Origin of the sequence: Sorangium sp. So ce327 (genome assembly GCF_051530205.1) — a bacterium.
GTDB lineage: Bacteria > Myxococcota_A > Polyangia > Polyangiales > Polyangiaceae > Sorangium > Sorangium cellulosum_B.
In genome coordinates this window covers 12659509-12672786 of record NZ_CP150330.1, presented here as the reverse complement: position 1 = coordinate 12672786, position 13278 = coordinate 12659509, and the positions used below count along the sequence as shown (strand labels likewise).

Genomic DNA, 13278 nt, shown 5'->3' with positions numbered 1-13278 from the left:
TCGCGAAGCGGGGCTCGCCGCGAGGGGCTTCTCTCGCCGAGACGGTCGGGGGCCGTCGCGAGGAGGTGTCCGCGGCTGCGCTGTCGTCCGTGCGCGGGAGACAACTCGCACCCCGAGGCGGCTAGGATGGCCAAACCCACCGATCGTGAGCTCGTCGATCAAGCCCGGAGCGGAGATGCCCAGGCGTTCGGGGTGCTGGTTCGTCGATATCAGAAGCGCATCTTCCGGCTGGCGTTCCACCTTGTCCGCTCGGGCGCGGAGGCAGAGGACGTGACGCAGGAGACCTTCGTCCGGGCCTACCAGGCGCTCGACCGGTTCGACGGCCGGAGCGAACCGTTCACCTGGCTCTACCGGATCGCCGTGAACCTCTCGCTCAACATGATCCGGGCCCGCAAGCCGAGCAAGAACTCGACCCCCGCGGACGATCCGAGGATCGAGGCGCTGCTGCTCGAGACGCGCCCGAGCCACGGCGTCGATCCGGCCGCGTCGACCCAGCGGCGCGAGCTCGCGGCCGCGCTCTGTGACGGCATCGACGCGCTCTCGGACACGCTGCGGACGACGCTCATCCTCGTGTGCATCGACGGCGTGCCCCACGAAGACGCCTCCAGGATCCTGGGTTGTCCGGAAGGAACAGTCGCCTGGCGCGTCCACGAGGCGCGCCGCAAGCTCCGTGCATACCTCGCGGAGCGCGGTTTCGGAGGGGACGCCGAATGAACGTCACCAGCAAGCTCGACCTCGACGGGATGCTCAACGATTGGCCTGCCCCCGCGCCCTCGACGAACGACGAGGAGGCGTGGGAGACGCGGGCCGCTCACATCGTCGAGGCCGCCATCTCCCGGCGCTCGGAGGACACCACGGCGGCAGCCGATCTCCTCGCCCCCCCCGACCTCACTGCAGCGCCAGGCGAGGAGCAGACGGAGGACCCTTCGCGCGAAGCACGCGCATCAGGAGAACGCAGCACCATGGGGGACGGATCACAAGCAGCCAGGGCCTCGAAGCCTGAGAGCCTGTCGGGTGGCACCTTGTCGCGGCCGCCGGAGAAGAGACGCCAGTCGCTGAAGGAGATCGCCGAGCGGGTCAGCCAGGCGCCGGGGCGCGCGAGCGGTATACCCGCGATGAGCGGCTCTGCGCTCTCGACGCCGCTGCCGGCTTCGGGACGCAGCTCGGCGCCGCCAGGGCGTGTGTCCCCGCTGCCGGGGCGCGGCTCGCTCTCCGGCGGCGCCCGCACGTCGTCGCCGTCGCTGCGGCCGGCGGAGGGGGTGCCCGAGGACTCCGGGGTCATCGATCTGAACCGGCTCAACGCGTCGGCGCCCTCGCAGGTGGAGGCCTCCGAAACGGCGCGGCCCGGCGCGGCGGATCGGTTCGGGGACGCGAAGGAGGCAGCGGTCATGCCGGTGGCGGCGCGCCGCGCCCCGTCCGCGCCCGTGGCCTCGGCTCCAGCGAAGAAGCGATCCGGCGGGATGATCGCCGGCGCGGTCGTCGCGGCCCTGGGGCTGGCGGCGGCGGTCACCGTCATGGTGAAGACGACGGCTCCGCAGCCGGAGATCGCGGCGACCACGGCGCCCGCGCCGACCACCGTCGCGGCGCCTGCCGCGCCGCGAGGCGACACGCCGGTGGAGCCGGCTGCTCCGGTCGCCGCGGCGCCGGAGGAGCGCGCCGTGGTCGAGCAGCCCGTGCAAGCGGAGGAGAAGCTCGCCGCGGCGCCCAGGGCGCCAGCCGCCCCCGCCGGCACGCCTGCGCCGGCGGCCGTCGAGGCGCCGGCCACGCCTTTCGTGTCGCCGAAGCCCGAGCAGGGAAAGACGGCGGCTGCGCCGGCGGCGGCTGGCAAGCCTGGGGACCTCCCCACGGCCATGCAGGCGGCCGTGGGCGACAGCGGGGAGCGACAGCCGTCGGTCGTCTCGGAGGCGCCGGTGCCGGCGTCGGGCCCGCTCCGGCAGCAGAACATCCCCGAGCAGCCGTCGCAGGGCTCGGTGCAGGCCGCGCTCGGCTCGGTCATGGGCGGCGCCAAGGCGTGCGTCGCGGGCGCGAACGACGTGTCGCGCGCGCAGATCACGTTCTCGTCGACGGGCCAGGTGAGCAAGGTCAGCGTCAGCGGGTGGGCGGCGTCGAACGGCCAGTCGAGCTGCGTGCAGTCCGCGCTCAAGGGCGCGAACGTGGGTCCTTTCTCCAAGCCGTCCTTCTCGGTCAGCGCGACGATCCGGCCCTAGCCCTGACCACGCGCCCACACGGCAGCGCGCCCTCGCGGAGGGCAGAAAACCTCCCGGTTGACACAGCCCCCCCCGTGGGTAGAATGCGCGCCCCCATGGTTTCCGCGACTCAGCAAACTCAGCGCATCCGCCGGCGCAAGGCGCGCACGGCGGGTACCCGCCGCAAGCGCTTCGAGCGCGCACACGGCACCCCCGCGTTCCCGATCCACCCGGCGGGTTACGACCAGAACGCGCCGGACGCCCAGCGCGCTGCCACGCCCGCCGAGGCGCAGGCGAAGAAGTAGGAGAGCTTTTCTCATGGCCAATCACGCATCTGCCGACAAGCGCAACCGCCAGCGCATCACGAGGACCGCGCGCAATCGCGCCATCAAGTCGGAGCTCCGCACGACCGTCAAGAAGGCGCGCACCGCGCTGAAGGGCGTCGCGCAAGAGTCCGCTGCGCCGGTGACCGCCGCGGTGAGCGCGCTCGATCGTGCCGCGTCGAAGGGGACGATCCCCGCCAAGCGCGCGTCGCGCGTGAAGAGCCGCCTCGCCCTCGCCCTTCACAAGGCGAGCGTCGCTGCCAAGACCGCCGCGAGCTGAGAACAACCTTCCGCACGTACGCCCCGCTCACCGCAAGGTGAAGCGGGCGTCGTCGTTTTGTCTCCCCGAAACTCCGCAGGCCCCCGTTGCCGTAGACCGTCGCTGCCGCCGTCACCGCCACAGGGAGCGCGGCTCTTCTCCGCCCCTCTCTTCAACCCATGACGCCAGCGGCGGGCACCCGCACAGGAGACGGGTCCAGATCGGCGTTTTCGGCGCGGAAGCGTACTCCGGTACGCTGAGCACCGAAAACGCCGAGATGGGCCCGTATCCGCAGCGGGCGCCCGCCCCTTCAATGAGCGTCGGCCCAGGTGGGTCCGTGACCTACGTCGACGACGAGCGGGACGTCGAGCGGGAAGACCGACTCCATGGCTTCCCGCACCTTCGCCTTGGCCTCGTCCACGGCCTCGGCCGGCACCTCGAACGCGAGCTCGTCGTGGACCGTGAGCACCATGCGCGCGCCGGGGACGACGGGGCGCGGGACGCGCACCATCGCGAGCTTCAGGAGATCCGCCGCCGTCCCCTGGATGGGGGTGTTCTGCGCGATGCGCTCCGCCTGAGCGCGGCGCATACGGTCGCTGCTGCGCAGATCCGGGAGCAAGCGGCGCCGGCCGAGCAGCGTCCGCACCGACTCGGAGCGCTTCGCCTCGGCCATCGTCCCCTCCATGAACTCGTGCACGCCCCGGTAGCGCGCGAAGTAGGCGTCGATGAAGCGCGCCGCCTCCGCCCGCGAGATGTCGAGCCGCTTGGCGAGCGCCGACTCGCCCATGCCGTAGATGACGCCGAAGTTGATCGTCTTGCTCCGGCGGCGCATCTCGGCGGTGACCCCTGCCTGGTCCACGCCGAAGATCTCCATGGCCGTGCGCACGTGCACGTCCTGCCCGGTGCGGAAGGCGTCGACGAGCACCGGGTCCTTCGAGAGGTGCGCGAGGACGCGCAGCTCGATCTGGGAGTAGTCGGCGCTCACGATCACGCTCCCGGGCGGCGCCACGAACGCGCGCCGGATCATCCGGCCGAGCTCCGTGCGGATCGGGATGTTCTGCAGGTTCGGGTCCTGCGACGAGAGCCGCCCGGTCGCGGCCACGGCCTGGCCCCAGCGCGTGTGGATCCGGCCCGTGCCCGGGTGCACGAGGCGCGGCAGCGCGTCGACGTACGTGCCCTTGAGCTTGGCGATGGCGCGGTGCTCGAGGACCACCCCGGGGAACGGGTGCTCCTCCGAGAGCGCCTCGAGCACGTCGGCGTCGGTCGAGCGGCCGGTCTTCGTCTTGCGCTGGGAGCGCAGCTTGAGCTCGTCGAACAGGACCGCCTCGAGCTGCTTCGGCGACGCCAGGTTGATGTCGTGCCCCACGATCTCGCGCGCCTTCTCCTCCAGCGCGGCGAGCTCCGTCGTCATCTGCGCGCCGAGCTGCGCGAGCGCCTTCGGATCGACGAGGACACCCGTGAGCTCCATCTCGGCGAGCACGGCGGAGAGGGGCAGCTCGATCTGCACGAGCAGATCCTCGAGCTTCTCGGCGCGGAGCCGCGGGCGCAGCCGGTCGGTGAGCGAGAGCGCGACGTCGGCGAACGCGGCCCCGTAGCTCGACGCCTCGCCGAGCTCGATCTCGTCGAGGGCGCGCTGCGCCTGCCCGCGGCGCTTCGGGGCCACCTCGTCGAGGGTCTGCATCTTGGCGCCGAGCTCGCGCTCGGCGAGCTCGTGGAGCTGGTTCTTCCCCTCGGGATCGAGCAGGTAGCTCGCCAGCATCGTGTCGAAGGAGACGCCCACGAGCCCGATGCGGTGCCGCAGGAGGATCACCTCGCAGAACTTGACGTCGTGGCCGACCTTCGGGAGCTCGGGGTCGGCGAGCAGCGGGCCCATCACCGCGTCGATGTCGCTCATCGAGAGCTGGGCCGGCGCGCCGAGGTAGCGGTGGCCCAGCGGGACGTACACGGCTTGCCCCGGCTCGCAGGCGAGCGCGACGCCGCAGACGTGGGCGCTCATCGGCTCGCGGCTCGTCGCGAGCACGTCGAGGGCGAGGCGGCCGGCCGCGCGCGCCGATCTGGCGAAGGCCCCGAGCTCCTCGCGCGTCGTCAGGACCCGGTAGGTCGCCGTGCGCGCGGTCGGCTCGGGCGCGCGGACCGCCTTCAAGAAGCGCGAGAAGCCGAGCTCGGTGAAGAGCTCGCGGAGCCTGCCGGTGTCCGCGCCGCCGTAGCGCAGCGTCTCGAGGTCGAGCGACACAGGGGCGCCGCCGTCGAGCGTCACGAGCTTCTGCGAGAGGCGCGCGTCGGCCTCGTTCTGCTGGAGCGACTCCCGGATGCGAGGCTTCTTGACCTCGCCGATGCGCTCGTAGATCGCCGAGAGCGAGCCGAACTGCGCGAGCAGCTCGGCGGCCGTCTTGAGGCCCACGCCGGGGACGCCGGGGACGTTGTCCGAGGTGTCGCCGACGAGCGCGAGCAGGTCGCGCACCTGCTCCGGCGGCACCCCGAACTTCGCGACGACCTCGGGGTGCCCGTAGACCTTGTCGCGCATCGCGTCCCAGAGCATCACCTGCTCGCCGTCGACGAGCTGCATCAGATCCTTGTCGCTCGACGCGATGACGACGCGCAGCCCCCGCTCCTTGGCCCGCGCGACGGCGACGGCGACGAGATCGTCCGCCTCGAGCCCCTCCTGGATGAAGATCGGGATGCGGTACGCCTCGACGATCTCCCGGCACCGGCTCATCTGCACCCCGAGGTCGGGCGGCGGCGGCGGCCGGTGCGCCTTGTAGCGGGGGTCGAGCTCGTCGCGGAACGTCTTGCCCGGCGAGTCCATCGCGACGCCCAGGTACGCGGGCTTCCGCTCCTCCACGAGCTTCGTGAGCATCGCGACGGTGCCGTACGTCGCGTGGGTCGGCTCGCCGCTCGGGCTCGAGAGCGGGCTGATCGCGTGGTAGGCGCGGAAGACGTAGCCCGACAGGTCGACGAGGTAGAGGACGTCCGGAGCTCCGGCCGGGGGAAGCGCGGTAGGGCGCGTGGACATGGACCGACCCTTAGCACCTCGGCGCGCGGCCGTTCACCGAACCACGACGTCGCGCCGTATCGTCACGTCGAGGGTGCGCCCTTCCCGCTCCACGCCGACGGAGACGACCGTCCCCGCCGGGCCGCGGAGGAGCTGGATGCAGTCGGCGAGCGGGAGCTCCGTCGTGGGCCGGCCGTCGATGCGGGCGATGACGTCGCCCGCCAGGAGCCCGGCGGACGCCGCAGGCCCTCCCTCGACGACGCCTGCGATGATCACGCGCCCCGAGGAGAGCGAGAGCATCGCGCCGATGCCCGTGAGCTCCTCGCGCGCGCCGCCGTCGTCCAGCTGGCGGAGCTCGACATCGACGCGCGTCGACTGCGCGCCGCGCGCGTCGAGGCCGGACACGATCTTGGCCATGTACTGCTGGTGGCGCACGCGCACCGAGAACGGGCCGCTGGCCGGCACCCCTTCGAGCTCGTAGTCGCCGTTCGCGTCGGTGAGCGCGAGCGAGATCGCGTTCGCGCCCGACGAGGTCGCGGAGTCGAGCTCGACCTGGGCCTCGACGACCGGCGCGCGCGACGCGGCGTCGACGACCCTGCCCCTCAGCGTCGCGCCCTGCGCCAGCACGATGCGCACGCGTTCGGCGGCGCGGCCCGCCGCGACGTCGACGGGCCGGCTCCGGGCAGGCGGGCGTCCGGCCGAGCTCGCCGTCAGCACGTAGCGACCGGGGGCGAGCGCGTCCCACCGGAAGGCGCCGCCCGGATCCGACACCTTGCGCGCGCGGCCGTTCACGCCCGCCTGCGCGCCGGACCCGGCCGGCGTGAACGACTCGATCGCCAGGAGGTACGCCTCGACGGGCCTGCCCGATGGATCCACGACCTCGCCCACGATCGCGCCCGCGGCGAGCAGGCGAAGGACGTTGTCGCGGCCCGCGGCGACGCGCGTGGGCTCGGCGTCGCCGTACGGCTGCAGCGCGGCGGTGGCGGTACAACCGTCGGCCTCGGGCGGCAGCTCGAAGCGCCCCTCGGCGTCGGCGCTCGCAGAGTTGCCGGGCGGTTCGCGGCAGCTGACCACGGCGCCGGCGCTGGGGTGGCCCTCCGGATCCAGCACGACGCCGCGGACCGGCCCCACGCTCGCGGCCGTGACCTCGCGTGGCGGCGGTGGGGGCGCTGGCGGCGCGGACGGTGCCGGCGGCGCCTCGACCTCGCGCGGCGCCGTGAGCTCCGGCTGCGGTGGAGGGATCAGCGCGGCGGCCGGCTCGCGCCGGACCGGCATCACGGGGCTGGGGCGCGGCAGGAGCAGCCAGACGAGGAGCGGCACGACCAGCAGCGCGACGGAGAGCAGCGCAGCGGAGAGCCAGGCCCTCCGCTGCTCGCCTGCCGTCCGGATGTCCGCCATGCCATCCTCCGCCGCCGGTTCACCGGCCGGCGTCGGCCTCGTCCGCCGAGCCTTCGCCCGCGCCTTGAGGGGCCGCGCTCGAGTTGGCCGGCCCGTCCGGCGACGCCTCGTCCGTGGGACCGAGCGCGGGGCCCCGCGGCTCGGCGGGCCACGGCGTCTCGCTGGAGGAGCCGCCGCACGCCCCGAGGAGCAGCATGAAAGGTAGGAGCAAGGTGCCGGACCGCATCGCCGGCATCCTAGCTCGTTTTTGCAGGGTGGTCATGACGGCCGGGCGCACCGCCTGGCCGTGGAGCGAACGCGGCAGGCGCCGGCTCAGCGTGTGGACAGGTTCGTCCGGGCGATCCAGAGGCAGGCCGCGGCGTTGACCGCGCACCACACGACGAGGGCCATCCGGCCGAAGGGACCGGCGGCCTCGCCGAGCAGGACGACCGACGTGAGGTAGGCCGCCGTGCCGACGGCGAAGCCCGCGATCGCCGGCCGGAGCCGCTTCACGCCGAAGAAGAGCGCCGTGAGGCCGAGCGGGACGAGCGCGTTGGCGAGCGGCAGCCAGCGGTGGACCGACGCGCCGATCAGCAGGTCGAGGTCGGCGATCGGCCGGGCCAGCACGTCGACGGCGAGCTCCACGCGCGGCAGGAGCCACGGCGCGAAGAAGAACAGCCCCGGCCCCGCCGCGAGCGCCGGGAGGAGGAAGCTCGCCCGCCACGGGCTCGTGGCGGTCGCGTCCTTCTTGCGGGCGCGGCGCGCGACCCAGGTCGCGAGCACCAGCAGCGCGAGCAGCCGCACGACGATGTGGCTCTGCGTCACGCGCACGACCGAGCTCGCGGCGTCGAGGATGCCGGCCCCGTAGAGGAGCTTGCCGCCATCGGAGTCGTCGACGACGCGCGCGCCTGCGCGGAGCGCGTCCTCGACCGCGCGCGGGTCCGTCACGCCGAGGCTCACGAGCAGCGCCGCCGCGCCGGCCACGTGGGGCGCGGCCATCGAGGTGCCGCTGTACGCGTAGAAGTTCTGGCACTTGTCGCGCCCGCGGTTGCAGATGGTCTGCTGGGTGACGTTCACCCCGGGCGCGGCGACGTCGACGCCCTGACCGCGCGAGGAGAACCGCGCGATCTTGTCGTTCACGTCGGTGGCGCTCACGCCGATGACGCCATCGGAAGCGCCGGGGAACTGCACGCGCCCGCCGGTGTTGCCGGCCGCCGCGACGACGACCGCGCCGCGCGCGACCGCGTCGTCGATCGCGCTCTGGAGCACCTTGGAGTTGCGGGGGCCGCCGAGGCTCAGGTTGATGACCTGGGCGCCGTGCTCGGCCGCCCACCGGATGCCGTCGGCCACGTCGGCGGTCGTGCCCCAGCCGCTCTCGTTCAGCACCTTGACTGGCATGAGCCGCGCGTGGAACGCGAGCCCCACGGCGCCGAGGCCGTTGTTGGTCGATTGCGCGATCGTCCCGGCGACGTGCGTGCCGTGCCCCTGGTCGTCGTTCGCGTGGTTCGTCTTCGTGACGAAGTTCCATCCCTCCACGCACTCGGTCGAGGCCAGGTCGGTCCCCTTGGTGAAGGGCCCGTGGTCCTCGCACGCGATGCCCGTATCGACAACGGCGACGGTGACGCCGCGGCCGGAGGCGAAGTCCCACGCGCGCTCGGCGCCCACGCGCGCCATGTGCCACTGGTCCTTCATCAGCGGGTCGTTCGCGACGAACGAGGCGCGCACCCAGGCGAGCGGCTCCGCCGCCTCCACGCGCGGATCGCGCGCGAGCCGCTCCAGCGTCGCGCTGACCGGCCCGTCCACCGTGGCGATCTGGATCCTGGTCTGTGGCGTGAGCGCCGTCGGCAGCACGCGCAGCGAGAAGTCGCGCACGAGGTCCGCGAGCGAGGCGTCGTCGAGGTCGTCGCGCGCGTCGACGACGATCTGCCCTGGGATGTCGTAGCTGGTCTCGTCGAGCTCGGAGGCCATGCCGTGCAGCGGCTCCCCCGCGGTCGCGACCGGTTCGCTCAGGAGGTCCGGGCCGCGCAGCGACGGGCCGACGTCGACGGGCAGCGCAGGGTTGACGTATCCAGGGAGGCGGGGCTCAAGCATCCCCGGCGAGCGCGCCGCGAGGGCGGCCCCGGCGCCTTGGCTGTCCGTCCCGTCGTCGGCCCTGACCGCGCCCGACACGGCGACCAGCGCGGTCGCAGCGAGCAGCGACGTCGCGAGCGCGCGTCCGGTTCGGAGATTTGCGGTCCCTGGCCAACGCAGAAGGCGAGACGTGTGCATGCGGGTCTCCTCCTCGCCAGGGTAGCGCCGCCGCCCGCGAGCAGCCATCGCTCCAGCATCCTCGCGCCGCGCTCATTGCGTCCGTGCGCCAGCCCCCCCTCGCCCCCCTCGCCGTGTCCCGATGGCATCCACCGCCAACCGCAACCACGGACTTCCTGGAACCCCCAGACACCGCCCCTCAAGCCCGAGCTCGGCTGCCCAAGCTCCCGGCCACCGCTCCCCACGGCAGAGCCGCCGGTGGAGGGTGGGGCCGCGCGGGAGGGCGGCGGGGGTGGGCCCCACAAACCCGAGCGCCGGCCTGCATCGAAGCGAGTCGCCCCCGACCCCACCCCACCCCCCCTGTGTGGCAGTAGCCCCCCAAAAGGCGCGAGTTTGTGGGGGGACCCCCGCTGCCCTCCCGCGCGGCCCCACCCTCCACCGGCGGCCCCCGCGTCTGGTCGCGCCCGCCTTCTCCCTTCTCGTGGACCGTTCCCCCGCCCGCCGTTCAGTTCACTTCGGCGTGGCCCAGAGTCCCGCCATCCACGCTTCCACGTCGCTCACGGACCTAGGGATATCGCTCGACAGGTTCCGATACCCCGTCTCCGTGACGAGGATATCGTCCTCGATGCGCACCCCGATCCCGCGGTACCTGGCCGGGACGGTCTCGTCATCGAGCTGGAAATAGAGCCCCGGCTCGACCGTGAGCACCATGCCCGCCTTGAGCTTGCCGAACTTGTAGACCTGCTGCCGCGCCTGCGCGCAGTCGTGCACGTCGAGGCCCAGCATGTGGCTCACGTTGTGGAGCGAATACCGCCGGTAGAGCTGCCTGTCTTCCTTGAGCGCCTCCTCGGCGGAGACGTGGAGGATGCCGAGCCGCTCGAGCCCCCGGGCGAGCACCCGCATCGCCGCCCGGTTCGGCTCCATGAAGTCGTTGCCCGGCTTCACCTCGCGGATCGCCGCCTCCTGCGCCTCGAGCACGAGCTCGTAGATCTCGCGCTGCTCTTTGGAGAACTTCCCGTTGATCGGCAGCGTCCGGGTGATGTCGGCCGTGTAGAGCGCGTTGCCCTCGACGCCGGCGTCGACCAGGAGGAGCTTGCCCGGCTCCAGCGCGCCGTCGTTCCTCGTCCAGTGCAGGATGCACGCGTGGTGGCCCGACGCGGCGATGGTCCCGTAGCCGACGTCGTTGCCCTCGACCCGGGCGCGCAGGTTGAAGGTGCCCTCCACCTCTCGCTCGCTCCGAGCGCGGGGGAGCGCGCGGATGACGTCCTCGAAGCCCCGCTTCGTCGACGCGACGACCGCCTCGAGCTCCTGCACCTCGAGGGCGTCCTTGAGGAGGCGCATCTCCGAGAGCGCCTCGCCGAGCTGCTTGTCGCGATCGTGCCGGGCGAGGAGCTTGTCGACGCGCTCGGACATGCCGCGGAGCACGCGGTGCGGGCGCGTCACCGTACCGACGAGGCCGCTCAGGTACGCGTCCAGCTCGGGGAGCCCGCGGCACTCGTCGACGCCGAAGTGCGCGCGGCTCTGCTCGACGCCGAGGCGGGGGCCGACCCAGAGCTCGCCCTTGGCGCGATCGGTGAAGAACGTCTTGTCGCTGCGCCCGGGGTTCGGCTCGACGAAGAGGATGTCCCGGTGCCCGCCCCCCTCCTGCGGCTGCAGCACGAGCACGCAGTCAGGCTCGAGGTTGCCCGTCAGGTAGAAGAAGTCCGAGCCCGGGCGAAAGCGGTAGTGCGTGTCGTTGGCGCGCACCTTCTCGTGCCCGGTGGGGATGATGAGCGTCTCCGCCGGGAAGAGCTTTGACAGGGCGCGGCGGCGGGCAGCGAACACGTCCGCGTGCGCGATCGCCTGCGGGAGCTCGCCGGACGACGGCGTCCAGCGCTCCAGCATGAACGCGACAAGCGCCTCCGGCAGCGTCGAGTCGTGGCTCGCCGGCTTGGCCTCCGCGCCGGGAGCCGCAGCCGCGGGCGCCTCGGCCGGGGCGCCGCCGGCGGGCGTGCTGTGGGCAGGATCTGCCTGGAGGGGGGCAGCGCTGGTCTCGGGCGTGTGGCTCATGAGGCTCGAACTATGGGTCGATCAGGTGAGGTCGTTCAAGCCAAAGCGCGCGCCCGTTCACGCTGGGGCGGATCGACCCGAGCGAGAAGGCGGCGCGTCACGCGACCGAGACGCCGCCGTCGACCGCGAGGATCTGGCCGGTGATGAAGTCGTTTTCAGCAAGGAACACCACGGCGCGGGCGACGTCTTCCGCCTCCCCGATGCGCTGGAGCGGGATGCGCTCGCGGAGGCGAGCGAGCGTGGCCTCGTCGTAGGAGGACGGCGGCAGCACCGTCCCGGGTGAGACGCCGTTCACGCGCACCTCCGGCGCCAGCCCCACGGCGAGGCCGCGGACCAGGTGCGCGAGCGCGGCCTTCGACACGGAATACGGGATGTAATTTTTCCAGGGGCGCTCGGCGCTCACGCACACCATCGCGACGACGCTGCCGCGGCAGGCGCGGAGCGCTGGGGCGAGCTCGAGCGTGAGCAGGTACGGCGCGGTCGCGTTGAGCGCCATGGCGTGATCCCACGCGTCGGCGGAGAGCTCGGCCGGCGGGACCCGATCGAAGTTCGCCGCGTTGTGGACCAGGAGGTCGAGCCGGCCAGACGACCAGTCGAGCACCGCGCGGGCGAGCGCGGCGAGCGCCCCCCGGTCGTGGAGGTCCGCCTGGAACGCGGCGGCGCGGCGGCCGAGGGAGCGCGCCTCGTCGACGACGACCTCCGCGCCGGCGGCGCTCGTGGCGTAGTGGACGGCCAAGTCGGCGCCTGCGGCCACGAGCGCGCGGGCCGTCGCGGCGCCGAGGCGGGTACCGGCGCCGGTCACGAGGGCGATACGGCCGGTCAGGGGAGCATGGGGCATGGGGAGCTGTGTAGTCGATGCGGCGCCCCGCGCGTCGAGTTGGTGGACATCGCGACGTCGCGACGTCGCGACGTCGCGCGCCGCCGTTTTTTTCGCCCGCGCCGCGCGCCATGGCACGCTGGACCGGCTTTGCCGACGCCTCCGACACGCCGAGCAGCCGCACAGGAACGCTCCCTGGAGCCGCCGCGCCGCCTGCGCGCCCTCGCCGTGGCGCTGCTTTGCGCGGCTGGATGCAGGGAGCGGATCGAGTCGATCGATCTGCCCAGCATCGGCCTGCCTGGCCTCGATCCGCCCGGCACGAGCGCCCCCGCGGCGCCGGCGACCGCCGCGCCGCGGGCCCCGAGCGCGCCGCGCGCCGCAGGGACAGCGAGCGCCGCGCCGCGCGCCGCCGCGCCGGCGACCCGACCCGAGTGCGACGAGCTGCCGTCGGAGGAAGAGGAGCGGCGCGCGCAGCTGCCGCCCCTGACGGCGCTCGGGAAGGCCGTGCCCACGGAGCCGTGGGCCCCGCCGCCGTACGAGGTGCTCCCGGGCGTGACGCTCCCGGCGAAGATCGCCGCGAAGGTCGAGCAGATTGACCAGGGCTACGCGCGACGCACGCGCGAGCACCTCGTGATCACGAGCGGGACACGCGACGCGAACCGCCAGGCCAGGGCGATGTTCACGAAGCTCAGGCTCGGCGAGGACCTGCTCCAGCTCTACCGCAACAAGGCGGCCGTCCAGGAGATCAAGAAGGCTTATCAGGCGAACTCCCGCAAGCCGCCGGAGCAGGTGGTCGCCGCCATGGAAGCCGTGATCCAGGACCAGATCGACCGGGGGATCTACGTCTCCGCGCACCTGCGCAAAGGCGCCGTCGACGTGCGCAACAGGACCATGTCGCCCAAGGAAAAGCGCGCGTTCCTCGAGAGCACCGCGGAGGTCGGGGGCGTCCTGGTGCTCGAGGAGACGACGCCCGCGCACTACCACCTGCAGATCGATTGACGGGCGCGCTCCGCTCCATGGCGCCCCGC

General features: G+C 73.1%; 11 protein-coding genes. 5 read left to right on the top strand and 6 right to left on the bottom strand.

Features of this window, described 5'->3' with window-relative positions; all coding sequences use genetic code 11:
* Window positions 1-126 precede the first annotated feature (126 nt).
* The 4 genes from WME95_RS47465 to rpsT all read left to right on the top strand — a co-directional run bounded on the left by WME95_RS47465 (window position 127) and on the right by rpsT (window position 2789).
* Window positions 127-714, top strand: a complete 588-nt coding sequence (locus WME95_RS47465) for an RNA polymerase sigma factor (protein WP_012241290.1) — start codon at window positions 127-129, stop codon at window positions 712-714.
* Window positions 711-2207, top strand: a complete 1497-nt coding sequence (locus WME95_RS47460; protein ID WP_437905776.1) for a hypothetical protein — start codon at window positions 711-713, stop codon at window positions 2205-2207. Before WME95_RS47465 ends, WME95_RS47460 begins: the two co-directional genes overlap by 4 nt.
* A 95-nt stretch (window positions 2208-2302) precedes the next feature.
* Window positions 2303-2491 (top strand): hypothetical protein, encoded by a 189-nt coding sequence (locus WME95_RS47455; RefSeq protein ID WP_437547547.1) that lies wholly within the window; start codon window positions 2303-2305, stop codon window positions 2489-2491.
* A 13-nt stretch (window positions 2492-2504) separates the two neighbouring features.
* Complete coding sequence (rpsT, locus tag WME95_RS47450; RefSeq protein WP_437547546.1) at window positions 2505-2789, top strand: 30S ribosomal protein S20; 285 nt, start codon at window positions 2505-2507, stop codon at window positions 2787-2789.
* A 289-nt stretch (window positions 2790-3078) separates the two neighbouring features.
* On the opposite strand, the gene polA is transcribed toward rpsT, so the two are convergent.
* The 6 genes from polA to WME95_RS47420 all read right to left on the bottom strand — a co-directional run bounded on the left by polA (window position 3079) and on the right by WME95_RS47420 (window position 12271).
* Window positions 3079-5781 carry a DNA polymerase I gene (polA, locus tag WME95_RS47445; protein ID WP_437905775.1) on the bottom strand — a complete coding sequence of 901 codons (2703 nt, stop codon included), beginning with the start codon at window positions 5779-5781 and terminating at the stop codon, window positions 3079-3081.
* Window positions 5782-5814: 33 nt separating this feature from the next.
* Window positions 5815-7158, bottom strand: a complete 1344-nt coding sequence (locus tag WME95_RS47440; RefSeq protein WP_437905774.1) for a carboxypeptidase regulatory-like domain-containing protein — start codon at window positions 7156-7158, stop codon at window positions 5815-5817.
* A gap of 19 nt (window positions 7159-7177) precedes the next feature.
* A complete protein-coding gene (locus WME95_RS47435) occupies window positions 7178-7384 on the bottom strand; it encodes a hypothetical protein (protein WP_437713825.1) in 207 nt (68 codons plus the stop codon).
* An 86-nt stretch (window positions 7385-7470) separates the two neighbouring features.
* Entirely contained in the window at window positions 7471-9405 is a 1935-nt protein-coding gene (locus WME95_RS47430) for a S8 family serine peptidase (protein WP_437905773.1), read from the bottom strand.
* Window positions 9406-9894: 489 nt separating this feature from the next.
* Entirely contained in the window at window positions 9895-11433 is a 1539-nt protein-coding gene (locus tag WME95_RS47425; RefSeq protein ID WP_437905772.1) for an aminopeptidase P family protein, read from the bottom strand.
* A 97-nt stretch (window positions 11434-11530) separates the two neighbouring features.
* Window positions 11531-12271 (bottom strand): SDR family oxidoreductase, encoded by a 741-nt coding sequence (locus WME95_RS47420; RefSeq protein ID WP_437905771.1) that lies wholly within the window; start codon window positions 12269-12271, stop codon window positions 11531-11533.
* A 207-nt stretch (window positions 12272-12478) separates the two neighbouring features.
* Between WME95_RS47420 and WME95_RS47415 the strand changes: the two genes are divergently transcribed.
* Window positions 12479-13249, top strand: a complete 771-nt coding sequence (locus WME95_RS47415; protein WP_437905770.1) for a hypothetical protein — start codon at window positions 12479-12481, stop codon at window positions 13247-13249.
* Window positions 13250-13278 lie beyond the last annotated feature (29 nt).

Coding starts and splice junctions, on each gene's coding strand:
- WME95_RS47465 (WP_012241290.1), top strand. CDS start 127: ATGGCCAAACCCACCGATCGTGAGCTCGTCGATCAAGCCCGGAGCGGA.
- WME95_RS47460 (WP_437905776.1), top strand. CDS start 711: ATGAACGTCACCAGCAAGCTCGACCTCGACGGGATGCTCAACGATTGG.
- WME95_RS47455 (WP_437547547.1), top strand. CDS start 2,303: ATGGTTTCCGCGACTCAGCAAACTCAGCGCATCCGCCGGCGCAAGGCG.
- rpsT (WP_437547546.1), top strand. CDS start 2,505: ATGGCCAATCACGCATCTGCCGACAAGCGCAACCGCCAGCGCATCACG.
- polA (WP_437905775.1), bottom strand. CDS start 5,781: ATGTCCACGCGCCCTACCGCGCTTCCCCCGGCCGGAGCTCCGGACGTC.
- WME95_RS47440 (WP_437905774.1), bottom strand. CDS start 7,158: ATGGCGGACATCCGGACGGCAGGCGAGCAGCGGAGGGCCTGGCTCTCC.
- WME95_RS47435 (WP_437713825.1), bottom strand. CDS start 7,384: ATGCGGTCCGGCACCTTGCTCCTACCTTTCATGCTGCTCCTCGGGGCG.
- WME95_RS47430 (WP_437905773.1), bottom strand. CDS start 9,405: ATGCACACGTCTCGCCTTCTGCGTTGGCCAGGGACCGCAAATCTCCGA.
- WME95_RS47425 (WP_437905772.1), bottom strand. CDS start 11,433: ATGAGCCACACGCCCGAGACCAGCGCTGCCCCCCTCCAGGCAGATCCT.
- WME95_RS47420 (WP_437905771.1), bottom strand. CDS start 12,271: ATGCCCCATGCTCCCCTGACCGGCCGTATCGCCCTCGTGACCGGCGCC.